A 26166-nucleotide genomic window follows, 5' to 3' on the forward strand; every position below is an offset into this window, starting at 1 on the left:
GCAATCGATTGCCCTGAAACGCTATCCGGAGTGGTTGCGCCATGGGTTACGGTTGCGTTACACCGGGCCGGGAGGCTCGGCAAACGTTCGCCAGAAGACCTCCGGAGACCGCATGGCCGTCACCCTTGCCGACGTCGCTGCGCGCGCGGGCGTCTCGATCACGACCGCGTCCCGTGTGCTGGCGCGTTCCCGAGCGGTCTCACCCGGCGTGCAAGCCGCCGTGGAGCGCGCGGCGTCCGAGCTCGGCTACGCCGGGAACGGTGTCGCGCGGGCGCTCCGACGCCAGCGGACCGACGCCGTCGGCATGGTCGTGCCGAGCATCCGGAACCCGTTCTTCACCGCGCTCGTCGACGCCGTCGAACGGACGCTGCAGTCGACCGGCCGCGTGCTGTACCTGTGCGACGCGCGCGACGACGTCGACGTCGAGGCGCGGCACCTGCGATCCCTCGTCGCCCGCGGCGTCGACGGCATCGTGGTGAGCCCGTGCGCCGACGGCCGGAGCACGGCGGCCGTCGTCGAGGCCGCGGCGCGGGTGCCGCTCGTGCAGCTCGACCGGCACGTGCCCGAACCCGTCGCGGACTGGGTCGGACTCGACGACCGTGCGGCGATGGACCTGGTGGTCGGACGGCTCGCGGAACGTGGCACGCGATCGGCCGGGTTCGTCACGGCGTCCGTCGCGAACTCGTCCACACGGGAACGCGCGGCGGGCTTCGCGGCCGCCTGTGAGCGGGCGGGCATCCGCACCGATCCCCGGTGGACCGTCACCGGCTCGTTCACGATCGCGGACGGCATCGCCGCCGGTTCCCGCTTCGTCGGGCTCGGCGCACACCGCCCGGAGGCGGTGGTGTGCGCCGACGACCTGCTCGCGATCGGCGTGTCGCACGCACTCCGCGCCGCGGGAGTGGGGATCCCGTCCGACGTCGCGGTCACCGGACTCGACGACCTGGAGTTCGCGCCGTACGTCTCGCCGCCGCTCACCACCGTGCGGCAGCCGACCGAGCGGATGGCCGAGGAGGTGCTGCGGCTGCTCGACCGCGACCCGACCGACGGGCGGGCACCCGGAACACGTGTCGCGCTCCCGCCGACCCTGGTAGTGCGCGAGTCCGCCTGAGCTCGTGGTCAGTGCTGCTGCAGGTGTGCGCGCACCTGTTCTTGCACGGAGGCGGCGTCGCGGTGGTCCCAGAGTGCGAAGTGCGTGCCACCCGGCAGCGTGACGAGCTCGGCGCCGGGGATCGCTGCGGCGGCACGGGTGCTGTCGTCCGGTCGGACCTCGGTGTCGGCGTCGCCGTGCACCAGGAGCGTCGGGGCCCGGACGGCACCGAGGTCGAGCGACTCGACGGCCGCGAGCTGGCGCACGTCGTTGTCCCAGCCGGCGCGTCGGGGTCCGGAGGCGTTACCGGTCCGGGCGAGGCCGAGCAGGAACGCCCGCCGCTCCGGGGCGGCCAGGACGTCGGCGACGTGGTCCCGCAGGGCACCGCCACGCAGGGTGCTCACGCCGGCCACCGCAGCGCGTGCCGCGGCAGCCGGGGCGATGCGCGCAGCGGCCGACGCCAGACCGGCGCCGAACGCGGTGTCGGTCACGAGTCGTGCGGCGGGTCCCGCCGGCCCGGGGACCCAGCGACCGGACACCCCGGAGGCGACGGCGAGCGCGCTGATCCGGTCCGGATGGCGGACCGCCAGCCGGTACGCGGCCGGGGCGCCACCGGACCAGGCCAGCACCCCGACGCGGTCGATGCCGAGGTCGTCGAGGACCCCGGCGAGCTGGTCGGCCTCGTCGTCGATCGTGGAGTGGTCGGCGTCGAGCCGGGTGCCGAGGTAGCCCGGTCGCGAGACCGTGACCACGCGGAAGTCCTCGGACGGCAGGAACGCCCCCATCAACTCGGCGACGTCGATCCCGCCGGGGCTGCCGTGCAGGACCAGTACGGGGACGCCGGTGTCGGAACCTCGGGTCCCGACCTCGACGCCACGGGTGACCGCTCGGGTCGAAGGGGGCATGGGCCGACGATACTGCTGGCCCCCGTGCGGCGTCGGTGGCGGGGTCAGCGGGCCTCGGGGCGCGCGGAGCCGCGGGTGCTCACGAGGTCGGCGAGGGACGGTTCGGCCTCGTCGGTGGGCACGGCCCAACCACGTCGGGCGGCCTTGCGGACGAGACGGTAGGTGGTGACCTGGACGGGCTCCACCCCGTCGGCGGATTCGTAGTTCGTCATCGTGGTTTCTCCCTGAGTAGCGAGTGGTTCGCTGGAGCCGAAAGTACCCGGACGCCGTACCCCCGGACGGGGGCCTGCGTTCCGTGGCCAAAGGCCGGAGAGCGCGACGATCGGGCTCACGCACGCCGGCCTGACGGGGCTGCGCCGGGCCTCCCGGTCGGGGTGGCGGTGCGTCCTGCGAAGGCGACAGATCTCGTCGGCCGCGCGCCGTCACGTCCGCAAGAGCGACAGTGTGCCGCGAACCGTTGGCGGCACACTGTCGCTTTCGCGGAACGCCGCGGTCAGAGGCTCGTCATGCCGCCGTCGACGCGGAACTCAGCGCCCGTCGCGTAGGACGACTCCGCGCTGGCCAGGTAGACCATGATCCCGGTGACGTCGTCGGGGGTGCCAGGGCGGCCGAGGGGCGTGCGGGCGACGATCGCGGCCCGCGCTTCGGGGTCGCCGGAGATCGCCGAGACGAGGCCGGTCTCGGTGTAGCCCGGCACGACGGTGTTCACCCGGATGCCGTCCCGCGCGTAGGCCATCGCGGTCGCACGGACGAGCGAGTGGATGCCGCCCTTGGTCGAGGAGTAGGCCGCGAAGTCCGCACCCTCGCCGTTCAGCCCGGTGGGTGAGCCCGTCGCGATGATCGACCCGCCGCCGCCGGCCGCGAGCATCGCCCGGACGGCGTGCTTGACGGTCAGGAACGTGCCCGTCAGGTTCACCGCGACCGTGCGGTTCCAGGTGTCGAGCGAGACGTCCGCGACCGCAGCGTCCTGGCCGAACAGTTGCACGCCGGCGTTCGCGACCACCACGTTCGGCGTCAGGTCGCGCTCCGCGAGGGCGGCGAACCCGGCCGCGACGCTGGTCTCGTCGGCGATGTCCATGGTGAGCGGCAGCGCGAGCGCGCCGGCTGCCGCTGCTGCGGTGCCCGCCGCCGTCGCGTCCCGGTCGGCGTAGACGACGCGCGCTCCCTCGGCGACGAACCGGTCCGCGATCGCACGGCCGATGCCGGAGCCCGCCCCGGTGACGAGTGCGGTCCTGTGGTCGAGTCGAGCGGTCATGCGGGAGCTCCGTCCTGGGAGCGTCGTCGCTCCACGGACCCATCATTGCCCAACCGGTTGACCGGTGGTAGTCATGAGCCATGACTCTGACGTCGATGGGCGCTGTTGTGTCGATCGGCGCGTGGCGGTTCACGCTGCGCGGTGCCGAGCTCGCCGACCTCGCGTACGACGGCGAACCGGTGCTGCGGGCGATCCGCTTCGTGACGCGGGACCACGACTGGCGCACCGCCGACGACACCGTGCTCACCCAGACGCTGTCCTCCGGCCCAGGCAGCAGCGGGCGGCTCCGCATCGAGGCCAGCGCGCGCTACGACGGCACCGAGGTGCTCCGGTACGTCCTCGAGGTCTCCGTCGACGGCCCCACCCTGCACGTGGACGCGGTCGGCACCACCACGACGCCGTTCCGCCGCAACCGCATCGGCCTGGTCGTGCTCCACCCGCCGACCCTCGCCGGCGTGCCCGTCACCGCGCGGCACCCGTCCGGCACGGTCACCGAGGCCGTGTTCCCGACCTGGATCGCGCCGCACCAGCCGGCCGCCGACCTGTCGGGACTGGACTGGTCCACGGGTCGGGTCGCGCTGTCGCTCGACCTGGCCGGCGACGTGTTCGAGACGGAGGACCAACGCAACTGGACCGATGCCTCGTTCAAGACCTACTCGACGCCGCTGTCCGAGCCGTTCCCCGTCGCGCTCGACGCGGGTTCCGTGGTCCACCAGTCGCTCACGCTGCGCGCGACGACGGACGGTCGACCGGGAGGCACGGCCTCCCCCGCCCCGGACCTCGCGTTCCTGGACGGGCCGGCTCCCACCGCCGTGGTCGCCCCGCCCCCGACGCTCCAGCTGCTCGCTGCCTCGGCCCCGGCGGCTGGGCGCCCTGCCGACGCGCGCCCACTCGGCGTGCCCGTCCTGGTCGAACCCGTGCTCGGCGATCCGAACGTCGGGGCCGTGCTGGCCTCGGCGCGACGCGATGCGGGTGGCGGGCCGCTCGACGTCCGGTTCGTCACCGACGACCCGGATCGGCTGCGCGCCGCGATCGACGACGTGCTCGACTCCGGCGCGGTCGTGCGGATCGGCGCGTTCGACCCGACCTCGCACGTGACGACCCCGGCGCTGCAGCAGGCCCTGCGCGACGCCGCGGCTGCTGCCGGCGACCTCGAGGTCGTGGCGGGCACGCGCGCGCACTTCACGGAGCTGAACCGGACCGTCGACCTGTTCCGCGACTGGGACGGGCCCCTGACCTTCAGCGTGACGCCGCAGATGCACGACCGGTCGCCCGAACAGGTGACCGAGTCGATCCGGATGCAGCGCTGGGTGGTGATGAGCGCCTCCAGGCTGGCCGCCGGCAGGGCGCTGCACGTCGGACCGGTGACGCTGCGACCACGGTTCAACGCGGTGGCGACGTCCGCGCGCCCCGTCGTGACCGACGCGACGATCGAGGCCGGGTACGGGCCGCAGTTCGTGGCGGACGCGACGGATCCGGCGCAGCACTCGGCGGCGGCGCGGGCGTGGTTCGCGGCGTCGGTGGAGGCGCTGACGGTGCCGGGGGTCGCCTCGATCACCCTCGCCGAGGCCTGGGGGCCCCGCGGCGGGCGGCTGCCGGGATAGCGGGCGGTGAGTACCGCGAAAGCGACAGATTCCCGCCGATGGTCGGCGGGAATCTGTCGCTCTGGCGGGTCAGACGAACGTCAGCGACGGACGGCGTCGATCTTGAGCATCTTCGCGATGACGCTGTCGAGCTCGCTGTCGTCGAAGACCTGCTTCCAGTCCTCCTTGATGAGCTTCTCGCGGCCGTAGCCCATGGCGATGTGGCACGCGTCCGAGAACGGGTTCGAGCCACGCAGGCCGTTGGTCAGCGCGATCCAGGTGTGGCCGTAGAGCATGGCGCGGGCGGCCTCGCGGGGCACGCCGACACCGGTGACGGTCTCCTCGAGGGCGTCGTTGAGGAAGTCGCCGATCATGCAGGCGATGGTCTCGACGAGGGTCGGCTCGAGCACGGCGAGCTGCTTCACGGTGACCCAGTGCACCTGGATGACGGGCGCGTACATGGTGGTGATGACGGCCTCGGCGATCGCCTTGGCGCGCTCGTCCTGGTCACCGAAGGACTCCGACGCGTCGAAGGCCGCGATGACCTCCTGCGGGGCGGCGATGCCCCCGAAGGTGTCGTCCCACTCGGCCTTGGTGGTGCGCTCGAGGAACACCGACGGGTGGCACGGGTGCGCCACGGCGTAGTGGATGTCCTCGCGCTTGGCGAGCAGTCCGGCGTAGGCGGCGGCCGGGTCGAGCGTCAGGATGCTGGCACCCGACTTCATGACCGGGACGAGCTGCTCCGAGATGGTGCCGAGCAGGACGTCCGGCACGGCGAGGATGACCACGTCGGCGACCTTGGCGGCCTCGACGCTGTCGGTGAGTGACCGGCCGAGGGCATGGATGCGCTCCTGCCCGGCGGGCGAGGCCTCGCTGTAGAGCGTCGTGTACTCGCTCTTCGCGAAGTTGTTCGAGACGCGGGTGCCCATCTTGCCGCCGGCACCGATCACGGCGACGGTGACGTCGGCCGTACCGGATCCGGCAGCGACGGTGTGGGGGGTGGTGACGGTGTCGGTCATGATTCCTTGCTCCTGATGTGCTCGATGGTGTGTTCGGTCCACGCCGCCTCGATGCGGGTGGTGGTCTGTGCGGGCGTCTCGCCCGGTCGTGGTTCGGCGCCCGCGTGCTCGTCCTGCCACGGCAGCCAGAACTCGATGACGCGGTTGATCCCGCGGGTGTCGGGGTCGATCGCGGCGCGGATGCTGTCGTGGTCGACGACCCCGGTGCCCATCGGGACGCCGGTGTACTGGAACCCGACCCACCCCGGCGACCGGGTGAACCCGGAGTCCTTGACGTGCCAGTTGACGACGTGCGGGGCGGTCATCGCGACGACGTCGGCGGGGTGTTCGAGCCGTGCGACGGTGTTCGCCGGGTCCAGGCAGATGCCGAGGTGGTCGGAGCCGATCGCCTGCACGACCGCCACGAGGTCGGCGGTGGCCACGAACTCGTAGGTCTCGAGGGCGAGCGTCACCCCGGCCGCCTCGTAGGCGGGGAGCGCCTGGCGCAGACGGCGTTCGGTCTCGGCGGCGTCCGGCTGGTCGTCGCCGCTCGTCCACATCGACCGGACGAGCGTCGCGCCGAGCACCTGCGCGATGTGCAGGTACCGAGCGAGGTGCGCCGGGTCGGTGCCGCGGGTGCCGACCTCGAGCGTGAGCCCGAGATCGTCGGCCAGCGTCCGGATCGCGGCCAGCCGGTCGTCCGACGCGGTGTCGAGCGGCAGGTGGTCGCAGATCTGGAACAGGTCGACGCCGTCGTGGGCCGCAGCGTCGCGCAGGGCGTCGTCGAGGGACAGCGGTGCCGGCACACGGTCGGACATGCGCCAGAAGTAGGCGTAGGTGGAGAGGCCGAGCAGGGAGGTCATGCGGTCGCCCCCAGCGCCTCGGCTTCGTCGAGGATCGTGCGGATCGCCTCGGGGTCGTGGGCGAAGCGGCCGAGGAACAGGCCGCCGATACGGCCCTGTCCCCGGGTGAGCAGGCCCGGCCCGGCGCTGCCGCCGTAGATGACGACCGAACCGGTGAGCTCCGGGCGGTTCGCCAGGTGCTGCTCGATGCCCGCGAGCACCGCGATGATGTGCTCGTCGGGAGCGGGCTGCGGTGCGCCGATGGCCCAGACCGGCTCGTAGGCGGCGATGACCGGCCCGGCGAGTCCGTCGGCTACCGCCGTCGCGACGAAGCGGTCGAGCTGCGCGGTGACCTCGGCGACGGCAGCGGACGGGTCGCCGTCGGCCGCGCGGTCGGTCTCACCGATGCAGATGAGGGGACGCAGGCCGTTGCGGAAGGCGGCGTCCACCTTGCCGGCGATGTCCTGGTCGGACTCGTGGAACAGGGAGCGCCGCTCGGCGTGCGCGATCTCGACCAGGTCAACACCGACCTCGCGGAGTTCGCGGCCGGACACCTCACCCGTGAAGGCACCCTCGTCGGCCCACGCCAGGTCCTGCGCGCCGAGGAGCACCGGGGTGCGCTCGAGCACGGCGTGCACCGGCACGAGCGACGGGAACGTCGGGATGACGAAGAGTTCGACGGCGCCGGACTGCACCGCCGGGTGGGTCCGGGCGATGTCGGCCACGGCGGCCGCCCACTCGAGCGTCCGGGCGTGCCCGAAGTACATCTTGAGCGACACCCCGATCGTGATCGGGGCCGCCGCCGTGGTCGCCGGCATCAGGCGTCGGTCCCGACCGGGGCCGAGCCGTCGTAGGCACAGATCGCGGCGACCTTCGACGCGCTGGCGGAGGACGGGTCGAACGTGTAGCCCAACCACTCCTTCGCCATCCGGCGGGCGACCTCGACGCCGACGACCCGCTGGCCCATGCAGAGGACCTGGGCGTCGTTCGACAGGACCGAACGCTCGACGCTGAACGAGTCGTGCGCGGTGACGGCGCGGATGCCGGGGACCTTGTTCGCCGCGATCGCCACGCCGAGTCCGGTGCCGCAGATCAGGATCGCCCGGTCTGCCTCGCCGTTCGCGACCAGTCGTGCTGCGTCGACCGCCACGTGCGGGTACGCGGTGTGCCCGTCCGCATCGACGCCCACGTCGGTGACGCTGACCACGCGCGGGTCCTTCGCGAGGTCGGCCTTGATGATCTCCTTGTAGTCGAACCCGGCGTCGTCCGAGCCGACGACGATGCGGAACTGCTGCTCGGTCATGGGGGCTTCCTTACTTCTCGGCCAGCGTCGCGAGGACCGCGGCGGTGATCAGGGCGAACGAGATCGCGCCGGCGTCGGGGGTGCCGACCGCGTCCTCGCCGTGGGTGCGGGCGCGGCCCATCTTCGGCAGCAGGTCAGCGGTCGCGTCGGCGGCGGCCGTCGCCGCGACGGACGCGGCCGACCAGGCACGGACCAGGTCGTCGCCGGCCTCGACGCGGTCGGTGAGGACCTGGTCGAACGGGACGATCGCGTCGACCATGGTCTTGTCGCCGGGGACGGCTCCGAACGCGAGGACCGCCTCGGTGGCGGCGTGCACCGCGCTCTGGACCGTGGCGGCGGTCGGACGTGACGCGTCGCCGAGGACGCGACCCAGTGCCTCCAGGGCGGCTCCCCAGATCGCGCCGGACGTGCCACCGGCCTTGTCCGACCAGGCGTCTCCGGCGATCGCCAGGACGCTCCCGGCGCCGGCGCCGCGCGTCAGCGCGTCCGAAGCGGCGCGGTCCGCGGCGGTGGAGCCGCGCTGCATGCCGATGCCGTGGTCGCCGTCGCCGGCGACGGCGTCGATCCGACCGAGCTCGTCGGCGTGGTCGTCGATGGTGGTGCGGATGGCCGTGATCGCCTCGGCGACCCGGGCGGCGGACGCCTGCGACGCCTCGGTGCCGGGCGTGACCGGTGCCTGCTCGTCCGCGGCGAGGGCCTCGGGTGCGACCGGCTGTTGCGGGACGGCACCGCCCTTGCGGAACGCGGGGCTGTCGGCTGGGGCGCCCCAGAGCTGCTCGAGTTCGTCGTCGAGCCAGAAGAGCGTCAGCGAGACGCCGGCCATGTCGAAGCTCGTGACCAGTTCGCCGACCTCGGGCTCGACGACGACGGCACCGGCCGCCGCGAGCCCGCGCTGCACGGCGCCGAAGACGACGAAGAGCTCCTCGTACTTGACGCTGCCCAGGCCGTTGAGGATCGGGACGACGCGTGCCCCGTCGACGACGACACCGGATGGCAGCTCGGTGAGCAGCTTGTCGACGAGCAGGTCGGCCAGTCCGGACGCGGTGGGGACGTCGGCCTCGGCGATGCCGCGTTCGCCGTGGATGCCCATGCCGATGGCCATCCGGCCCTCGGGGACGGTGAAGAGTGGTTCGTCGGCACCGGGCAGGGAGCAGCCGGAGAAGGCGACGCCGAAGCTGCGGGTGCGGTCGTTGGCGCGGGTCGCGATCGCGGTGACCGCGTCGAGGTCGTCCCCGCGTTCCGCTGCGGCACCGGCGACCTTGAAGACGCAGAGGTCACCGGCGATGCCACGACGCTTGTGGGCTTCGGCGCTCGGGGCGGAGGCGACGTCGTCGGTCACCCGCACGGTGCGGACGTCGATCCCGCTGTCGGCCAGTGCCCGCGCCGCGGCGTCGAAGTTGAGCACGTCGCCGGCGTAGTTGCCGTAGCTCAGCAGCACGCCGCCGCCGTGCTCGGACGCCTTCGCCACCGCCGTGACCTGCTGGGCGCTCGGGCTGGCGAAGAGGTTCCCCATCGCCGCACCGGCTGCCAGACCGTGCCCGACGAGTCCGCCGAAGGCCGGGTAGTGGCCGGAGCCACCGCCGACGACGAGCGCGACGGTCCCCTCGGGGCTGGTGGTCGAGCGGGCGACGCCGCCGTGGACCTTGCGGACCCGGGCCTGGTTCGCGGCCACGAAGCCGTCGACCATCTCGTCGGCGAAGTCGGCCGGGTCGTTGAACAGGCGGGTCATGCGTGGCTCTCCTGGGTCGTGGTCGTCGTGGCCTGCGCCGCAGCGTCGGCGTCCCGTCGTTCGTTCCGCTTGGTGTTCCGACCGAGCACGAACATCAGCACGCTCGACAGCACCATGAAGAAGCCGACGATGAACATCGGGACCTGGTAGCCGCCGGTCCACCCGCTGACGACGCCCGTGATGTACGGGGCGGCGAACCCACCGAGGTTGCCGATCGTGTTGATGAGCGCGACTCCCGCGGCAGCGGCGGCACCGGTCAGGAACTGCGTCGGCACGGTCCAGAAGTTCGGCAGCGCGGCGAAGATCGCACACGCGGTGACCGCGATGACGGCGATCGTGGCGGCCGGGCTGTTCATGTAGAGCGCGACCGGGATGCTCAGGCCACCGACGAGCGCGGGGACTGCGATGTGCCAGACCCGGACGCCACGGCGGAAGGCGTCACGCGACCAGAAGTAGAGGACGACCGCGGCGGGGACGTACGGGATCGCCGTGATCATGCCCTTCTGGAACAGGTCGAACGTGGTGCCGAACTGCTCCTGGAAGCCGTCGATGATCGTCGGCAGGAAGAAGCTCAGTGCGTAGAGGCCGTAGATGAAGCCGAAGTAGACCGCGGCGAGCATCCAGACGCGGCCGGAACCGAAGGCTGCACGGAGACCGCCCTTGGCGTGCCCGCCTCCCCCGCCCTTGGCCTTGTTCTCGGCTGCGAGGGCACCCTCGAGCCACAGCTTCTCGTCCTCATCGAGCCACTTCGCCTGCGACGGCTTGTCCTTGAGCACGAAGAGGCACAGGACGCCGACGATGATCGCCGGGATCGAGACGCACAGGAACATGAAGCGCCAGCCGGCCAGGCCGCCGAGCATGCCCTCGTGGGTCATCAGCCAGCCGGCGAGCGGGGAGCCGATGACGCTCGTCAGGGGCTGGGCCAAGTAGAACAGCGCGAGCATCTTGCCGCGGTGCCGGGCGGGCACCCACGTCGACAGGAACAGGATCGCGCCGGGGAAGAAGCCGGCCTCGGCGATGCCGAGCAGGAAGCGCAGCCCGACGAGCTGCGGGTAGTTCTGCACCCACGTGAAGAGCAGCGAGACGATGCCCCACGTGATCATGATGCGCGCGAGCCAGATGCGCGCGCCGAACTTGTGCAGCGCCAGGTTGGAGGGCACCTCGAGCACGAGGTAGCCGATGAAGAACACGCCGGAGGCGAACCCGAACTGGGCGGCGGTCAGACCGAGGTCCGCCTCCATGCCGTTCGGGGCCGCGAAGGAGATCGCGGTGCGGTCGAGGAAGTTGATGAAGAACATCAGTGCCACGAACGGCACGATGCGGATCGCGATCTTGCGGATGGCCGTCTTCTCGACGACCGAGGTGGGGATGCCTCGCGTGGCGGGGATGTCCACGATGACTCCTGCTCGGTGGGGGTGGTACGACTCCGACCCGTGCTGCTGCGCCCGGACGGAGCGGGCGCATCGGTGCGCCTGGTCCAGTGTGCGGATTCAAATCCGACTTGTCAACCGGTTGACCAAACCATTCCCAGTGCCTCGAAGCCCAACCGGTTGACCGAACGGTACGCTCACTGCATGCCCGCGTTCAGCCCGGACGACCCCCTCAACATCCGACTCGAACTCGAGTCCGTGCCCGCGGGGTCGCCCGCCTCCGAGGTCGCCCGACAGCTCGTGTCCCTGCTCACCGCGGGCGAGCTGGCCCCCGGTTCGCGACTGCCGTCCGAGCGGATCCTGGCCGAGCGGCTCGGTGTCGGCCGCTCCGCCGTGCGCGAGGCCCTGGCGGCCCTCGAGATCCTGGGGATCGTGCAGATCCGGCCCGGCTCGGGCACGTACCTGCAGGGCGGCACCTCGGACCTGCTGCCGACGACGCTGTCGTGGGGCCTCATGCTCGCGTCGAACCGCACCCGCGAGCTGCTCGAGGTCCGGTCGTCGCTCGAGCGCACGGTCGCGATCCTCGCCGCGCAGCGCGCCACGCCCGAGCAGGTCGCGGAGCTCGGCGAGTACCTCGTCCGGCAAGAGGCCACGCTCGACGACCCCGAGGCCTTCATCGACGCCGACGTCCGCTTCCACGTCCTGCTCGCCCGGGCCGCGGGGAACGACGTGCTCGGCGACCTGCTGCAGAGCCTGCGCTCGATGCTCAGCGTGTGGGTCGGCCGCCGCGTGCAGACCCGCCAGGCCACGGAGGCCGCCTACGACGAACACCGCGCGATCTACGAGGCGCTCCGGGCCGGCGACGTGCCCGCCGTGCAGCGTGCGATGGACGAGCACATGGCCACGGCGAGCGCCCGCATCGAGAACGCGGAGCCCATCCCTCCCGCCGAGTAGCGGGGCGCGTGCGCTTCGTGAGCAGAAATGGTCGGGTCCGTGGCGCCGACCCGACATCTTCTGCTCACGATCGGGCGGCCGGGAGGCGCGGTGCGGGTCCGGCTCGCACCGTGCGACGTTGCCGGGGCGGCAACAGGGCTTGGGTCGGGCCCGGCGGGTGCGCTGGAGTGGGCGGATGCATGCACACGAGACCACGACCGATGGCGTCGGCTCGGCCCGCGACTGGTGGGAGCAGCGGTACGCCGAGCGCGACGGGATCTGGTCGGGTCGGGTGAACGCGGTGCTGGCCGACGTCGCCGGGGCGCTGCCGACGGCGCCGGGCGGCGGTGCGCGCCGCGCGCTCGACCTCGGCTGCGGTGAGGGCGGCGACGTCGTCTGGCTCGCCGAGCAGGGTTGGGACGCACTCGGGGTCGACCTGTCGGTGACGGCGATCGAGCGCGGTTCGCGGGCGTCCGTGTCGGCCGGGGTCGAGGAACGGACGGCGTTCGTCGCTGCCGACCTCGCCACGTGGGAGACGGCTGCGCGCTTCGGCCTGGTGACGGCGTCGTTCCTGCAGTCGTGGCCGGTGGAGATCCCCCGCGCGGAGATCCTGCGCCGGGCGACCGGGTTCGTCGCGGGCGGTGGGCACCTGCTCGTCACCGCGCATGCCGCCCCACCGCACGACGACCTGCCGGCCGAGATGCGGGAGTACCGGTTCCCGACGCCCGACGAAGACCTGACGGCCCTGCAGCTCGACGGCTCGTGGGACGTCGTCGCCGCCGAACTCCGGCCGCGCACCGCGACGACTCCCGACGGCGACCCGCACGAGGTCCTCGACAGCGTGGTGCTGGTCCGCCGCGCGCGCTGACGACGACTGCAGCGCCGGACGGTGCAGCGCCCGGCAGTCAGCGCGGGAGCGGGACCGCGGCGTCGAACGCCTGCACGACGCGGGCCACCACCTGGGCGGGCGGAGTGTCCCAGATCGCCTGGTTGAAGAGCTCGACCTCGACGTCACCGATGTACCCGGCAGCGACCACCGCGTCCGTCACCGGCCCGAAGTCGACGTGGCCGTCGCCCGGGTAGCCCCGGGACAGCAGCGAGTCCGCCGCGATCGGGGTGGTCCAGTCGCACACCTGGTACGACGCGATCCGCCCGGCAGCCCCGGCGCGGGCGATCGACGCCGCGAGCGCTGGGTCCCACCACACGTGGAACGTGTCGACCACGACCCCCACGGCAGCGGCCGGGAACGGCGCCGCCAGGTCGATCGCCTGCGCGAGCGTGGAAACCACGGCACGGTCCGCGGCGTACATCGGGTGCAGCGGCTCGACCGCGAGCTGGACGCCGGCATCGAGGGCGTGCGGCACCAGGTCGGCGAGCGCATCGGCCACCCGGCCCCGGGCGTCGACCAGGTCGCGCGACCCCTCGGGCAGTCCACCGGCGACGAGCACGAGCACGGGCGCCGAACCGGGTGCTCCGGCCGCGGCGAGGGCGGCTGCCTCGTCGATCGCGCGGCGGTTGTCGTCGAGCGCCCGCTGCCGCGCGGTGCCTGGCGGGAGGGTGAAGAAGCCTCCGCGGCAGTGCGACGACACCCGGAGCCCGGAGTCCGCGACCATCCGGACGGCCTCGGCGAGACCGACCTCGGCCACGGGCTCCCGCCAGGTGCCGATCGCACCGACGCCGGCCCCCGCCACGGTGTCGAGCGCCTGCCGGAGCGGCGCGTACTTGATCGTCGCCTGGTTGACCGACAGCCGCGGATGCGGCGCAGCACCGGCGGACCGGACCGGCGTGACGGCGTCCGCCGCGGTCGTCACGCGACCACCTCGGCGACGGTGCGGTCGACGGTGGGTGATCCGGGCCTCCCGGTCGGCCGTGTCTCCACGCCGGCCACCGTGAGCAGTGCGTGCCAGCGCGAGGCGGCGAGGTCCGGGTGTTCGAGGACGCCGCAGGCGTTCGCGAGCCGGATGGTCTCGGACAGGTGCGGCAGGGAGCGGCCGGCGTGCTGGCCGCCGACCATCTGGAAGGCGGGCTGGTGGCCGTTCAGCCAGGCGAGGAACGCGATGCCGGTCTTGTAGTGCCAGGTCGGGGCGCTGAAGACGTGGCGGGAGAGCGCCTCGGTGGGGGCGAGGAGGGCGCGGTAGGCGGTCTCGTTGGGCAGGGCCTGGACGGCGGCGGAGGCGATGGGGGCGATGGCGGCGAAGGCGCCGAGGAGGGCGTCGGAGTGGGCACGGCCGTCACCTGCTACGAGGTCCACGTAGTGGAAGTCGTCGCCGGTGAACATCCGGGCGGTCGCGGGGAGCTGGGAGCGGAGGGCGACCTCGGCGCGGGCGTTCAGCAGGCTCATCTTGATGCCGGACACCTTCGGCCCGGCGTCGCGCATGATGTCGAGCACGGTGTCGGGCCCCTGCTGCCCGCCGAAGTAGCCGGCGAGGGCGGGGTCGAAGGCCTCCCCCAGCCAGTGCAGGACGACGGGGGCGCTCGCCCGCTCGATGACCCGGCCGTAGACGCGGCGGTAGGTGCTGGCGGCGGCGTTGCTGCTGGGGCTGTCGCGGTCTGCGCGCTGCGCGAGTCGGGCCAGGTGGCGGCTGGCCATCAGGACGACGCCGGCGCCGGCGTCCTCGGCGTGGTGGAGCTGGGCGGCGTAGGCGTCGACGACCTGCTGCTCGGTGGGCAGGTCGTCCCCGTCGTCAGGCAGGTCGTCGGTGTTCACGCCGACGACGATGCGGCCGCCGACGGACTGCGCCTCGCGGGCGCTGCGGGTGATGAGTTCGCGCGTCGCGGCCGGGTCGAGGCCCATGTTCCGCTGCGCGGTGTCCATCGCGTCGGCGACGCCGAGTCCCCACGACCACAGGTGGTGGCGGAACGCGAGGGTGGCGTCCCAGTCGAGGTCGGCCGGGGCGCCGGGGGTGTTGTCGGCGGCGGCGCGCGGGACGACGTGGGCGGCCGCGTAGACGAGGCGCTCGGTCAGGGGCGCGGTCGGCTTGGCGGCGGCCGTGACTGCCGGCGGGTTCAGGGTCGCCCGGCTGGTCGAGCCGTCGGCGGCGAGGAGGGTGAGGTCGGTCATGCGCGTGCGCCGACCGTTTCGGTGTGCTGGGCGACCTCCGGTGTCTCGACCTGGAGGCGCGGCTCGGCCCCCGTGGGCAGGTGCAGCTCCGGCAGGTCCACGCGTCGACCCTCGGCGCTGGACCGCAGGCCGGCCTCCGCCAGCGCCACGCCGCGGGCACCGGAGAGCAGGTCGTAGGGGTGTGGGCGGCCGGCGACCAGGTCCTGCAGGAAGTCCTCCCACTGGGCGCGGAACCCGTTGCCGAACACCTCGTTGTCGGGGACCTCGAGCCACTGCGCCTTGTAGTCGCGGTCGTCCTTCAGGTCGGGGTTCCACACCGGCTTCGGCGTCGCCGTCCGGGGCTGGATGCGGCAGCCGAACAGTCCCGCGACGGCGCTGCCGTCGGTGCCGTCGACCTGGAACTCGACGAGCTCGTCGCGGTCGACCCGGACCGCCCAGCTCGAGTTGATCTGCGCCGTGATGCCGCCGGCAAGGTCGAAGACCCCGTAGGCGGCGTCGTCCGCGGTCGCCGGGTACTCGTGGCCCTGCTCGTCGGTGCGCTGCTCGATGTGGGTGACGGCGCGGGCGTACACGGACTCGACGCGGCCGAACAGCTGCTCGAGCACGTAGTTCCAGTGCGGGAACATGTCGACGACGATCCCGCCGCCGTCCTGCTGCCGGTAGTTCCAGCTCGGGCGCTGTGCGGTCTGCCAGTCCCCCTCGAACACCCAGTAGCCGAACTCGCCGCGGACGCTGAGGACCTTCCCGAAGAACCCGGAGTCGATCAGGCGGCGCAGTTTCCGGATGCCCGGCAGGTAGAGCTTGTCGTGCACGACGCCATTCGGCACCCCGGCCTCGGCGGCCAGGCGGGCGAGCTCGAGCGCTTCCGAGGAGGTCTCGGCGGTCGGCTTCTCGGTGTAGACCGCCTTGCCGGCAGCGATCGCCTTGCGCAGGGCGTCGGCACGGGCGCTCGTGACGGCGAAGTCGGCGAAGACGTCCCAGCGCGGGTCGGCGAGGGCGGCGTCGAGGTCGGTCGTCCAGTGCTCGAGGCCGTGGCGGGTGGCGATCTCCTCGAGCTTCGCGGCGTTGCGGCCGACCAAGAGCGGTTCGAGCTGCACGCGGGAGCCGTCCGGCAGCCGGAGTCCGCCGTCCTCGCGGATGGCCAGGATCGACCGGACGAGGTGCTGGCGGTAGCCCATGCGTCCGGTGACGCCGTTCATGATGATGCCGATGGTGCGCGTGGTGGTCAACGCGTGCTCCCTTGCTCGCTGTGGCCTGCTCTCCGCGTGGTGGAAAGCGCTTGCCCGGAACCGTACACCACGCCCGGCGCGCTGCAGTAGTACCCGAACACGAACGCACACGCGCGGCCCGGGCCCGGCGTGGGCTCCGGCTGCGGCGGCCCGCGCCCGAGGTTCCGAAATCTTGGAGTCTCGGGGCGCTGAGCGGCATTCCGTGGAACCTCGACGCCGAACCCGCGGCATGTTGTGGAACCTCGGCGCCCCGGGCGTCGGCGTGTCGTGCGACGCTCCGCATGCGCCGCTGGCCGATGGGGACCGCCTGGGACCCTCCCGACCGCGCCAGCCGAGGTTCCGAGATCTCGGAACCTCGGAGCGCCAGGCGGCACTCCGTGGAACCTCGGCGCCGAACCCGCGGCGTGTTGTGGAACCTCGACGTCCGGGCGTCGGCGTGTCGCGCGCCCTCGAGCCCGACCGGCCGCCGGCGCCGCACTCAGTGAGCAGAAAAGGTCGAGTGGCGGCGCCGGACCCGACCTTTTCTGCTCACCAAGCGCGAGCGCCCCGCCCCCGCCGCGCTACCGCGCCGTGCTCGCACGCAGCACGACCTCGCCGTCGATGGCACCGTCGGCCTCGAGACCCAGCGCCCGCCGCACCGCCCGCTCCCCGATCTCCTCGAGCGGGAGCCGCACCGTGCTGAGCGCCGGCACGACGTCGGCGAGCATCTGCACGTCGTCGAACCCCGCGACGCCGACGTCCACCCCGGGGACGAGCCCACGCTCCCGGATCGCCGCGACCGCCCCCACCGCCATCAGGTCGGTGACCGCGAACACGCACCGCGGCAACGCCCACGCACCGCCCGCCGCCCGGTCGAGCAGGGTCACCATCGCCTGGTACCCGCCGTCGCGCGTGAACGCCGACGGCACCACCGAGTCGTCCGGCACCCGGATGCCGTGCGCGGCGAGTCCGGCGACGAAGCCCTCGACTCGCGCGTGCGCCGTGGCCAGGTCCGGGTCGCCGGACAGGACGGCGAAGGAGTCGTGCCCCTGTTCGACGAGTGCTCCCGCCAGGGCCGCGGCACCGCTGAGGTTCCGGATGACGACCCCGTGCACGCCGGGCACCCCGGCGGCGGCACCGTCGAGGTCGGACACGAGCGCGGACACCCCGGCACCGGCGGCGACGAGTGCGCCGACGGCAGCTGCGGAGTCCGACGCTCCCGACGTCTGCCCGGCACCGAGTCGACGACTCACGGCGAGCACCACGGCCCGCGGTCGGAGTCCGGCGACCACCCCGAGCACCGCGGCCTCGCGCGAGGGGTCCCCGCCGGTCGAGGTGATCGTCACCACGAGCCCGGCGTCGTCGGCAGCCCGGATCGCCCCGGCGGCGATCGCGGCGAAGTAGGGGTCGGCGATGTCGCCGACGACGAGCGCCAGGGTCGTGGTGGTCCCGCGAGCGACCGCCTGCGCCTGCACGTTGGCGGTGTACCGGAGCTCGTGGGCGGCGGCCTGCACACGGTCCACCGACTCCGGTCGGACCTTCCGCGTGCTGCCGTTCAGCGCCCGCGAGGCGGTCGCGAGCGACACGCCTGCGAGCTCGGCCACGTCGGCCAGGGTGACGGTGCCTCGCTCGGGCATGTCGTGCCTCCAGTCCGGTCCGCGCCGTGCGCGGTCTGTGGTGAGGATAGCGATTTCCCGGGAGGCCCGACCAGCGTCCGCGCCGCCGGCGCGGCCTTCCGAGACGGCTGGTCACATTGTCAGAACATCGCGCAGGAAAGCGCTTGCCATGAGCGCTCACGTCGTGTAGACCTGGGGTCCTCGGCCGAGACACCCCGAACGCTCGCCCACGGCAGACGCCAGTGGTCCCGAACGAAAGCAGTGACGATGAAGTCATCCAAGAGAATGCTCGCGCTCGCCGGCGGCATCGCCGCACTGGCCCTGTTGAGCGGCTGTGCCTCCGGCAGCTCCGGCGACGGCGGCAAGGTCGATCAGCTGACCTTCTGGCTCTCCACCTCCACCGCGCAGGAGAAGGGCTACCAGGACCTCGCCACCGCGTACGAGGAGAAGACCGGCGTCACGGTCAAGATCGTGAACCTGCCGTACGACGGACTGCAGACCAAGCTCCGCGAGTCCGCCCAGGCGAACTCGCTGCCCGACGTCGTGCGCGCCGCCGGCATCGACCCGATCTGGACCGGCAAGACCGTCGACCTGGCCTCGATCGTCGACGACGACGCGAACAAGATCGACCAGGACATCATCGCGAAGGACGACGACGGCAAGGTCACCTCGATCCCGTCCGACGTCACCGCTGCCGGCCTGTTCGTGAACAAGTCGCTGTTCGAGAAGGCCGGCGTCGACTACCCGACCGACCCCGCGAAGGCGTGGACCTGGGACGAGTTCCTCACGGCCGCCGACAAGGTGAAGGCGAAGACCGGCGCGAAGTACGACATGGTGTTCGACTCGTCGCCGTCGCGTCTGCGTGCCTACATGTTCACCAAGGGCACTGACTTCATGCAGCAGGAGAAGGACGGCTCCTTCCCGACCGACGCGAAGACCGTCGACGCACTGCAGGACTTCGCCGACATGAACGACGACTCGGTCATGCCGAAGTCGGTGTGGACGAGCGGTCAGGACCCGAACGCCCTGTTCAAGAGCGGTCAGGTCGTCGCGTACTTCTCGGGTGTCTGGCAGTCGTCGGACTTCGCGTCGAACATCACCGACTTCGACTGGGCGAGCGCCGCCACCCCGGCCGACCCGACCCACGCCACCGAGATCAACTACGGCGGCAACATCGTCGGCTTCGAGAACTCGGACGCCCGCGGTGCCGCGGCCAAGAAGTTCATCGACTACATGTACGACCCGACGAACTACGCGAAGCTCGTGACGACGAACGGCTTCCTGCCGGTCGAGACCGGGCTGGACATCCAGTACCCGTTCGAGTCGCAGGCGGCCAAGGACTCCTTCGCGCTGTACCAGAAGGAGATCGACGCAGCCGACCCGATCTCGAGCTCCTACGCCAAGGAGAGCGCGAAGTGGGCGGTCGAGGGCAAGGAACTCGGCACCGATCCCACCACCGCCGAGGTCGGCAAGCTCATCAACGGGCAGCAGTCGGCCGAGAAGACCCTCGAGACGATCACGAAGTACTACGAGGAGCACGTCGGCTGACGGAACGGGGTCGGGCGCACGCGTCCGGCCCCGTTGTCTCTCCTTCCACAGCAGCACCACGTCGAACGAAGAGGATCATCGTGAGCATCCCCACCGCAGCCGGTGACGTGCAGACCGCCGTCCCCACCCCGGTGCCGCCCCGCCGGCCCGGAGCCGCGAAGACGACGAAGCGCCGCCGCTCCGGCGTCAGCAAGCCCGTCCTCGCCCCGATCCTGTTCGTGAGCGTCAACGCCGTCCTGTTCGTCGTGTTCTTCGTGTGGCCCGCCGTCATCGGCCTCGGCTACTCGTTCACCGACTACAACGGCGTCGTCGACCCGAAGTTCATCGGGTTGGCGAACTACTTCGAGCTGTTCGCCGACGACACCTTCTACGCAGCCCTCGGGCGCACCTTCCTCTACGCGATCGTCGCCGTCCCGCTCGGCTTCGTCCTCGCACTGTCGATGGCGCTGATGCTGACGAGCCCGGCGGCGAAGGGCCGGAGCGTCGCACGCATCGTGTTCTTCGTGCCGTGGCTCATCTCCCCGATCGTCACCGGTGTGATCTGGCGGTGGATGTTCGGCGAGAACTTCGGCCTGGCGAACTTCGTCATCGAGTCCCTCGGTGGCAAGGCCGTGCCGTGGCAGTCGAACGCCGACCTGTCGCTGCTCGTGGTGGTGTTCGCCACCGCGTGGGCCGGCGCCGCCTTCAACATGCTGCTGTTCGTCGCCGCGATCCGGAACGTGCCGCAGTCCTACTACGAGGCAGCGTCCCTCGACGGGGCCGGCGCCTGGCACCAGTTCCGGTACATCACGCTGCCGAGCATCGCGCCGACGTCGTTCATCGTGATCCTGTTGTCGTCGCTCGGGGCGTTCAAGGAGTTCGCCACCATCCAGGCGCTCAACGGCGGCGGACCCGGCACCGACAACAACCTGCTCGTGCAGTACATCTACACGAACGGGTTCCAGAACGCCCACATCGGCTACGCGAGCGCGGCGTCGATGGTCCTCATGCTCATCCTCATGGCCATCGCGCTCATCCAGCTGGCCGTGAACCGTCGGACGGAGGCCCGTCGATGACCGCCACCCTGCCCAGCGCCCCCGGCGCACCCGCAACCGACAACACGACCAAGAGCAAGAGCACGCGCACGACCAAGGCCAAGCGCCTGGACGGCCCGCCTCGTCCCAAGGCCATCGCCGCCACCGCCCTGCTCTGGGTCTTCATCATCGCCTTCGGCTTCCCGGTCCTCTGGTTCGTGCTGAGCGCCTTCAAGCCCGGCGGCGAGCTGTTCTCGTACCCGCTGACCCTGCTGCCGAAGAACTGGTCGGTCAGCGGCTTCACCGAGGCGTGGGCGAGTTACGACTTCGCCCGCTACTTCGGCAACACCGTCATCGTCGCGCTGGTCACCACCGTGCTCACCGTGCTCGCGAGCGCCGCCACCGGCTACGCCCTGGCGAAGTACGACAACAAGTGGCTCAAGGTCTTCTTCGTCTGCATCCTGGCGACGACGATGCTGCCGACCGAGGTCATCCTCGCGCCGACGTTCATCGTCATCCGCGACCTCGGCATGTACGACTCGTTGGCCGGCATCATCGTGCCGTCGGTCATCACCGCGACCGGCATCTTCATGTTCCGGCAGTTCTTCATCACGGTGCCCGACGACCTGGTCGAGGCCGCGCGCATCGACGGTGCGAGCGAGTTCGGGATCTTCTGGCGGATCATGCTGCCGATCTCCCGGCCGATCATGCTGACGCTCGCGATCTTCTCGTTCCAGTGGCGGTGGAACGACTACATCTGGCCGCTCCTGGTGCTCAACGACCCGCACCAGTTCACGATCCAGATCGCGCTGCAGAGCATCGTCGGGGCCGAGAACGTCAACTGGACCGTCCTGCTCGGTGCCTCGGTGATCTCGATCATCCCGCTCGTGCTCATCTACCTGGTGTTCCAGAAGTACGTGAACGGCGCAGACCTCAACGCGGGACTCAAGGACTGATGGGGTTCCTCGACGCGGTCGGCCCGGCCGCGGACGCCGCCGTCGCGCGCCTCCGGCTCGCCGACGACGATCCGGCTGCGCTGCAGCACCGGGAACTGATGGCGCGTGCCCTCACCCTGGTCGGGGCGTGGGTCCGGAACGAGCGGACGGGAGGCCCGGTTTGCCTTCCCGACGACGACCTCGCCACCGCGCACGGCTGGGTCCGGCACCTCGCGGCCCGGCAGTCCCCCGGCGGCACGTTCGTCGGCGGCGACAACGTGCTGTCGCCGCCGGACTCGGCGTTCACGGTGAACGACGTCTGCGACGCCCTCGAGCTGCTCGCGCCGTACCGGGCGTCGGTCCCGGCGGCCGCGGTGCTCGCCGACGACCTCGACCGGATCGTGCACCGTGCGACGCCGGCGCTGCTCACGGGTGGCGTGCACACGCCGAACCACCGGTGGGAGGTCTCGGCCGCGCTCGCCCGGATCCACCGACTGCACCCGGCACCAGCGCTGGTCGCGCGGATCGAGGAGTGGCTCGCCGAGGGCGCGGACATCGACGCCGACGGGCTGTGGTCGGAGCGCAGCCCGAACTACGCGGCGGCCGTCTCGTGCCCGTCGTTCCTCGTCCTCGCCTCGGTGCTCGACCGGCCGGAACTGCTCGACCCCGTCCGCCGGTCCCTCGACGCCACCCTCGCGCTGCTGCTGCCCGACGACACCGTCGAGACCGTCCAGTCCCGCCGTCAGGACCAGTCGCAGGCGTTCGGCATCGGCGCGTTCGCTCCCCTGCTCTGGCACCTGGCCGTGCTCGACGACCGCGCCGACCTCGCCGCCGTCGCTGCCCGGGCCGCCGCCGCGGACATGTGGCAGCCCGGTGCGGTCGCGGCCCGCGCGATGACGGATCCGCTGCTCGCCCGCCCGTTGCCCGTCGGTGCGCCGCTCGAACCGGCCGTGCACTCCTTCGCCGACGCCCGGCTCGTGCACGTCCGCGAACAGGACCGCAGCGTCGTGCTGTTCGCCGGGTCGGACGTGCCGTCCCAGGGCCACGTCCGATCAGGCCTGGCGAACAGCCCCACGTTCCTGCGGGTGTTCGCCGGCTCGGTCGTGCTGTCCGACGTCCGGCTGTCGCGGGAGTTCTTCGGGCTCGGACCGTTCCGTCCGACCTCGCTGGAGTCCCTCGGCGACGGGCGGTACCGACTCGTCGAGACCGTGTCCGCCGGCTACCACCAGCCCCTGCCCGCCGCGGCTCGACGGACCGACGGCGCCTACGCGCTCGGTGACGAGGGCCGGTTCTCGGCGTCGATGTCCTTCGGCGCGCGCGCGGCCGACACCGTCTCCCTCACCACGACGGTCGACGTCACCACCACGCCGGACGCGGTCTCGCTCGACGTGACGACCGAGGGCGCCGACGTGCCGTGGTCGCTCCAGCTGACGTTCCGCGGCGGGGGTACGTTCACGGGTGTGAGCACCGACGCCGCGACCGGGGAGACCGTCCTCACCGAGGGGACCGGCACCTACCGTGTCGGCGACGAAGCCGTGTCCTTCGGGGCCGGCAACGGCGGCGGCCCGACCCAGCCAGCGTTCTACACGCCCGGACAGGACTACGCGTTCCTCGGCGGCACCGACCGACCGGACGGCGAGCACGTCCACGTGACCGGGCGCTCCCCCGGCACGACGCGCATCACGATCGGCACCGCTCGATGACCCTCCCCGGCGTGGTGCTCGTCGGTGCGCGTGGGTACGGCCTGCACCACCGGGCGAACATCGACCGGCTCGTCGCCGCGGGGGTCTGCACGCTGACCGCCGTCGTCGACCCCACGCTGGGCACCACCACCGACGACGGCGCGGTCGTCGTGGCCGACGTCGTGGCAGCGCGCGACCACGGCCCGGTCGACGTCGTCGTCATCGCTGCCCCGATCGCCGCGCACCTGCCGCTGGCGCTCGCTGCCCTCGAGGCCGGTGCTGACGTCCTGCTCGAGAAGCCCCCGGTGACCACCCGCGACGCGCTCGAAACCCTGCTCGACGCCGAGCAGCGCACCGGCCGCGTCGTGCAGGTCGGGTTCCAGAGCCTCGGGTCCGAGGCGCTGCCGGCGTTCCGTGACGGGTCGCTCGTCGGTCCGGTCCGCTCCGCCGCGGCCGTCGGCACGTGGACGAGGAACCAGGCGTACTGGGTCCGCTCCGCGTGGGCCGGACGGCGTCGGGTCCAGGGCGTCGACGTCCTCGACGGCGTGGTGACGAACCCGCTCGCCCACGCGGTCGCGACGGCTCTGGCGCTCGTCGGCTGCCGTCGGGCGTCCGACGTCAGGCGCGTCGAGGTCGAGCTGTTCCGGGCGAACGACATCGAGGGCGACGACACCTCGGCCGTCCGGGTCACGACCAGCGCCGGGCTCGAAGCCACCGCCGCTCTGACCCTCTGCGCTCCGTCCGAGGTCCTGCCGACCGTTCGGGTCCGCGGCACCGCCGGGAGCGCCGTGCTGCACTACACGGCCGACGAGGTCACCGTCGGCGACGCCACTCGGACCGTCGGCCGGACGAACCTGCTCGAGAACCTGCTCGCCCACCGGTCCCACGGGGACGATCTGCTCGTCCCCCTGGTCTCCACGGGTGCGTTCGTCGAGGTGCTCGAGGCCGTCCGTGCCGCCGAGCCCGTCCGCATCGACCACCCCTGGGTGATGTGGGAGGGCGAGGGGCCTGCCCGTCGTCCGCTCGTCGCCGACGTCGAGGCGATCGTCGACCGCGCCGCCGACGCACGAGCGTTGTTCTCCGAGGTCGGCGCGCCCTGGGCCCACACCGCCCGCGACGAGGTGCTGCAGGTCCTGCGCGTCGACGGGGCCCCGGTGGCCACGGAACTCGACGGCTCCGGGACCATCGCGACCTCGTCGCCGCGTCCGTACCTGCACCCGGTGCGGACCCTCGGCGGCACCGTCCTGAGCGCCGACCACCCGGCCGACCACGACTGGCACTGCGGCGTCGGGGTCGCGATCCCCGACGTCGACGGCGTGAACTGCTGGGGCGGCCGCACCTACGTGCACGGTCCGGGCTACGTGTGGCGCGACGACCACGGCCGCGTCGACGTCGTGCGTGCCGAGCAGCACCCAGCCCCGCACGGCGGCGGCACGGTCCAGGAACTCGTCTGGCGCGGCCCCGACCACACGGTCGTCCTGCACGAGGACCGCACCCTCGCCTGGCGCGCCGTCGACTCCGGGTGGGAACTGACCTGGTCGTCGTCGTTCCGAACCCCCGGCGATGCCGTCGTGCACCTCGGCGGTCCGGGCAGCAACGGCCGGGTCGGTGCCGGGTACGGCGGGTTCTTCTGGCGCTTCGCCGACTGCACCGACGTGGTCGTCCGAACCGCTGACGCGCAGGGCGAGGCGGCGGTGCACGGCTCGGTCGCGCCCTGGGTGGAGTGGTCCGCGGTGTTCGAGGGAGCGCCTGCGACGATCCGGCTCGAAGCGCTCGACCACCGCGATCCCTGGTTCGTCCGGGCCGCCGAGTACCCGGCGATCGGTTCGGCCCTCGCCTGGCGTGCGCCGGCGCTCGTGCACCCCGGCGTCCCGCTCGTCCGGTCCTTCCGCGCGACCATCACCGACGGTGCGACGCCGGGCGGCAATACGCTGGACGGATGAGCACCGCAGACTGGGAAGCCCGCATCGCCGCACTTTGGGCCGACGACACGATCGACGACCAGCAGCGCATCGACCGCATGCGCGAACTCGCCGACGCTGCGCCGCACCCGGCCCTCGGCGCGTTCGAACTCGGCGGCGCGAACGACTCCGGCGGCCACGAGGCCGAGGCCGACGTCCACTACGCAGCCGCCACCGCCGCGGGACTCGCCGACGTCGATCCCGCCCGTGCAGCGCAGATGGTCGTGCAGCACGCCTCGACCCTGCGGAACCTCGACCGTGTCGACGAGGCCATCGCGATGCTCCGCGACGCCCCGGAACACCCGTCCACCGGTGCCGCGCCGAAGGTGTTCCTCGCGCTCGCCCTGCACAGCGCGGGCCGTCACGACGAGGCGCTCCGTGTCGCGATCGAGGCCGTCGAACCGACACTCCCCCGCTACCACCGCTCGGTCCGCGCCTACGCCGCTGCCCTCACTGAGTGAACTGCACGAGCCGGGCGACGGTGATTGCCCGGCTCGCGGGGACGCGAACGTCCCTCCCGTCCGGTCGCGACACCCGAATCGCGGCGGGACGAGCTGCGGGGCAGGACAGGACGGAAGCGTCGACGCTCGACTGAGGCCCAGAGAGGCGCTCCCTCCCCACGGGCCGATCGTGCTTCGACCACTTGCGGATTCGGGTTCCGTTACCTCGCACAGCATGCGCCTGCGCGGCCTGGACCGATAGGGGCAGTGCCCGATCAGCCGGGATCGGCGGTCAGGCGTTCCGTCGCTGCAGCGCTTCTGCAGCCTTGCCGAGCAGCCAGTTGACGGCCCAGCCCAGCACGCCGATGACCGGCAGTGCGAGGATCACGAGCGTCCAGAGGACCTTGACCACGAGCGTGCGCCGACGGTCACGCCAGACCTGCACGAGCGCGAGGACCTCGAAGGCCAGCATCAGCAGGAGCACGAACACGTGCGACTCGGACAGGTCCATGAACACAGTGCGATCCCTCCGTGGCGGCCGCTGCCGCGCAACGAACCGACAGTAGGGCCGACGCCGCCGCCCACGCCACCTCCCGTCCAGGTGTCACCGCGCCACCGTTCCCGCACCCGCAATGCCCCCGAACCCGCGAACGGGCGAAATACCCCGGCCGGCGGGCTCCTCACCCCGGCATTT

Annotated in this window: 24 protein-coding genes; 10 read left to right on the forward strand and 14 right to left on the reverse strand. The window is 72.2% G+C overall.

The window, feature by feature from the left end:
- The first annotated feature begins 112 nt into the window (after window positions 1–112).
- Entirely contained in the window at window positions 113–1111 is a 999-nt protein-coding gene (locus EDF33_RS18620; protein ID WP_132100810.1) for a LacI family DNA-binding transcriptional regulator, read from the forward strand.
- An 8-nt stretch (window positions 1112–1119) separates the two neighbouring features.
- On the opposite strand, the gene EDF33_RS18625 is transcribed toward EDF33_RS18620, so the two are convergent.
- From EDF33_RS18625 to EDF33_RS18630, 3 genes are all read right to left on the reverse strand, one after another.
- Complete coding sequence (locus tag EDF33_RS18625; protein ID WP_132100811.1) at window positions 1120–1995, reverse strand: alpha/beta hydrolase; 876 nt, start codon at window positions 1993–1995, stop codon at window positions 1120–1122.
- A gap of 44 nt (window positions 1996–2039) precedes the next feature.
- Window positions 2040–2207, reverse strand: a complete 168-nt coding sequence (locus EDF33_RS20305) for a hypothetical protein (RefSeq protein WP_159572230.1) — start codon at window positions 2205–2207, stop codon at window positions 2040–2042.
- A 281-nt stretch (window positions 2208–2488) separates the two neighbouring features.
- Entirely contained in the window at window positions 2489–3250 is a 762-nt protein-coding gene (locus tag EDF33_RS18630; RefSeq protein WP_131881679.1) for an SDR family NAD(P)-dependent oxidoreductase, read from the reverse strand.
- Between the two features lie 80 nt (window positions 3251–3330).
- Here EDF33_RS18630 and EDF33_RS18635 point away from each other — a divergent pair, with 80 nt between their 5' ends.
- Window positions 3331–4854, forward strand: coding sequence for a hypothetical protein (locus EDF33_RS18635; RefSeq protein ID WP_132100812.1), 1524 nt, complete (start codon window positions 3331–3333; stop codon window positions 4852–4854).
- An 80-nt stretch (window positions 4855–4934) separates the two neighbouring features.
- Here EDF33_RS18635 and EDF33_RS18640 read toward each other — a convergent pair whose 3' ends face one another.
- The 6 genes from EDF33_RS18640 to EDF33_RS18665 are packed head-to-tail and all read right to left on the reverse strand — an operon-like array spanning window position 4935 to window position 11099.
- Window positions 4935–5852 (reverse strand): phosphogluconate dehydrogenase C-terminal domain-containing protein, encoded by a 918-nt coding sequence (locus EDF33_RS18640; RefSeq protein WP_131881675.1) that lies wholly within the window; start codon window positions 5850–5852, stop codon window positions 4935–4937.
- A complete protein-coding gene (locus EDF33_RS18645) occupies window positions 5849–6694 on the reverse strand; it encodes a sugar phosphate isomerase/epimerase family protein (RefSeq protein ID WP_131881673.1) in 846 nt (281 codons plus the stop codon). Before EDF33_RS18645 ends, EDF33_RS18640 begins: the two co-directional genes overlap by 4 nt.
- Window positions 6691–7491 (reverse strand): triose-phosphate isomerase family protein, encoded by an 801-nt coding sequence (locus tag EDF33_RS18650; RefSeq protein ID WP_132100813.1) that lies wholly within the window; start codon window positions 7489–7491, stop codon window positions 6691–6693. Before EDF33_RS18650 ends, EDF33_RS18645 begins: the two co-directional genes overlap by 4 nt.
- Window positions 7491–7976: a ribose-5-phosphate isomerase gene (locus tag EDF33_RS18655; RefSeq protein ID WP_131881669.1), complete on the reverse strand. Its 486-nt coding sequence runs from the start codon at window positions 7974–7976 to the stop codon at window positions 7491–7493. Before EDF33_RS18655 ends, EDF33_RS18650 begins: the two co-directional genes overlap by 1 nt.
- Window positions 7977–7986: 10 nt before the next feature.
- On the reverse strand, window positions 7987–9705 hold the full coding sequence (locus tag EDF33_RS18660) for a dihydroxyacetone kinase family protein (protein ID WP_131881667.1): 1719 nt from the start codon (window positions 9703–9705) through the stop codon (window positions 7987–7989).
- Window positions 9702–11099, reverse strand: a complete 1398-nt coding sequence (locus EDF33_RS18665; protein ID WP_131881665.1) for an MFS transporter — start codon at window positions 11097–11099, stop codon at window positions 9702–9704. The genes EDF33_RS18660 and EDF33_RS18665 overlap by 4 nt, the downstream gene beginning before the upstream one ends.
- Window positions 11100–11279: 180 nt before the next feature.
- Between EDF33_RS18665 and EDF33_RS18670 the strand changes: the two genes are divergently transcribed.
- Together EDF33_RS18670 and EDF33_RS18675 are read left to right on the forward strand one after the other, a co-directional pair.
- Entirely contained in the window at window positions 11280–12029 is a 750-nt protein-coding gene (locus EDF33_RS18670) for a FadR/GntR family transcriptional regulator (RefSeq protein ID WP_111086527.1), read from the forward strand.
- A gap of 175 nt (window positions 12030–12204) precedes the next feature.
- Window positions 12205–12876, forward strand: a complete 672-nt coding sequence (locus tag EDF33_RS18675) for a class I SAM-dependent methyltransferase (RefSeq protein ID WP_132100814.1) — start codon at window positions 12205–12207, stop codon at window positions 12874–12876.
- 37 nt (window positions 12877–12913) lie between these two features.
- Here EDF33_RS18675 and EDF33_RS18680 read toward each other — a convergent pair whose 3' ends face one another.
- The 4 genes from EDF33_RS18680 to EDF33_RS18695 form a co-directional block, all read right to left on the reverse strand.
- On the reverse strand, window positions 12914–13819 hold the full coding sequence (locus EDF33_RS18680) for a sugar phosphate isomerase/epimerase family protein (RefSeq protein ID WP_132100815.1): 906 nt from the start codon (window positions 13817–13819) through the stop codon (window positions 12914–12916).
- Window positions 13816–15069: a DUF993 family protein gene (locus EDF33_RS18685; protein ID WP_132100816.1), complete on the reverse strand. Its 1254-nt coding sequence runs from the start codon at window positions 15067–15069 to the stop codon at window positions 13816–13818. Before EDF33_RS18685 ends, EDF33_RS18680 begins: the two co-directional genes overlap by 4 nt.
- Window positions 15066–16268: a Gfo/Idh/MocA family oxidoreductase gene (locus EDF33_RS18690; RefSeq protein ID WP_243692503.1), complete on the reverse strand. Its 1203-nt coding sequence runs from the start codon at window positions 16266–16268 to the stop codon at window positions 15066–15068. The genes EDF33_RS18685 and EDF33_RS18690 overlap by 4 nt, the downstream gene beginning before the upstream one ends.
- A gap of 590 nt (window positions 16269–16858) precedes the next feature.
- Window positions 16859–17914: a LacI family DNA-binding transcriptional regulator gene (locus EDF33_RS18695; RefSeq protein WP_131922696.1), complete on the reverse strand. Its 1056-nt coding sequence runs from the start codon at window positions 17912–17914 to the stop codon at window positions 16859–16861.
- Between the two features lie 246 nt (window positions 17915–18160).
- Between EDF33_RS18695 and EDF33_RS18700 the strand changes: the two genes are divergently transcribed.
- The 6 genes from EDF33_RS18700 to EDF33_RS18725 all read left to right on the forward strand — a co-directional run bounded on the left by EDF33_RS18700 (window position 18161) and on the right by EDF33_RS18725 (window position 25493).
- Window positions 18161–19441, forward strand: coding sequence for an extracellular solute-binding protein (locus EDF33_RS18700; RefSeq protein ID WP_165918881.1), 1281 nt, complete (start codon window positions 18161–18163; stop codon window positions 19439–19441).
- Between the two features lie 80 nt (window positions 19442–19521).
- Complete coding sequence (locus EDF33_RS18705) at window positions 19522–20496, forward strand: sugar ABC transporter permease (protein ID WP_207895555.1); 975 nt, start codon at window positions 19522–19524, stop codon at window positions 20494–20496.
- Window positions 20493–21410: a carbohydrate ABC transporter permease gene (locus EDF33_RS18710; protein ID WP_235035874.1), complete on the forward strand. Its 918-nt coding sequence runs from the start codon at window positions 20493–20495 to the stop codon at window positions 21408–21410. Before EDF33_RS18705 ends, EDF33_RS18710 begins: the two co-directional genes overlap by 4 nt.
- Entirely contained in the window at window positions 21410–23092 is a 1683-nt protein-coding gene (locus EDF33_RS18715) for a hypothetical protein (RefSeq protein WP_132100818.1), read from the forward strand. The genes EDF33_RS18710 and EDF33_RS18715 overlap by 1 nt, the downstream gene beginning before the upstream one ends.
- Window positions 23089–25014 (forward strand): DUF6807 family protein, encoded by a 1926-nt coding sequence (locus EDF33_RS18720; protein ID WP_132100819.1) that lies wholly within the window; start codon window positions 23089–23091, stop codon window positions 25012–25014. Before EDF33_RS18715 ends, EDF33_RS18720 begins: the two co-directional genes overlap by 4 nt.
- Window positions 25011–25493 carry a tetratricopeptide repeat protein gene (locus tag EDF33_RS18725; protein WP_132100820.1) on the forward strand — a complete coding sequence of 161 codons (483 nt, stop codon included), beginning with the start codon at window positions 25011–25013 and terminating at the stop codon, window positions 25491–25493. The genes EDF33_RS18720 and EDF33_RS18725 overlap by 4 nt, the downstream gene beginning before the upstream one ends.
- A 271-nt stretch (window positions 25494–25764) precedes the next feature.
- Here the strand turns inward: EDF33_RS18725 and EDF33_RS18730 are convergent, their stop codons facing one another.
- The gene (locus EDF33_RS18730; protein ID WP_132100821.1) at window positions 25765–25983 is read right to left on the reverse strand and encodes a PLDc N-terminal domain-containing protein; all 219 of its coding nucleotides are present in this window, start codon (window positions 25981–25983) and stop codon (window positions 25765–25767) included.
- Window positions 25984–26166 lie beyond the last annotated feature (183 nt).

The organism is Curtobacterium sp. PhB146, from assembly GCF_004342995.1.
GTDB lineage: Bacteria > Actinomycetota > Actinomycetes > Actinomycetales > Microbacteriaceae > Curtobacterium.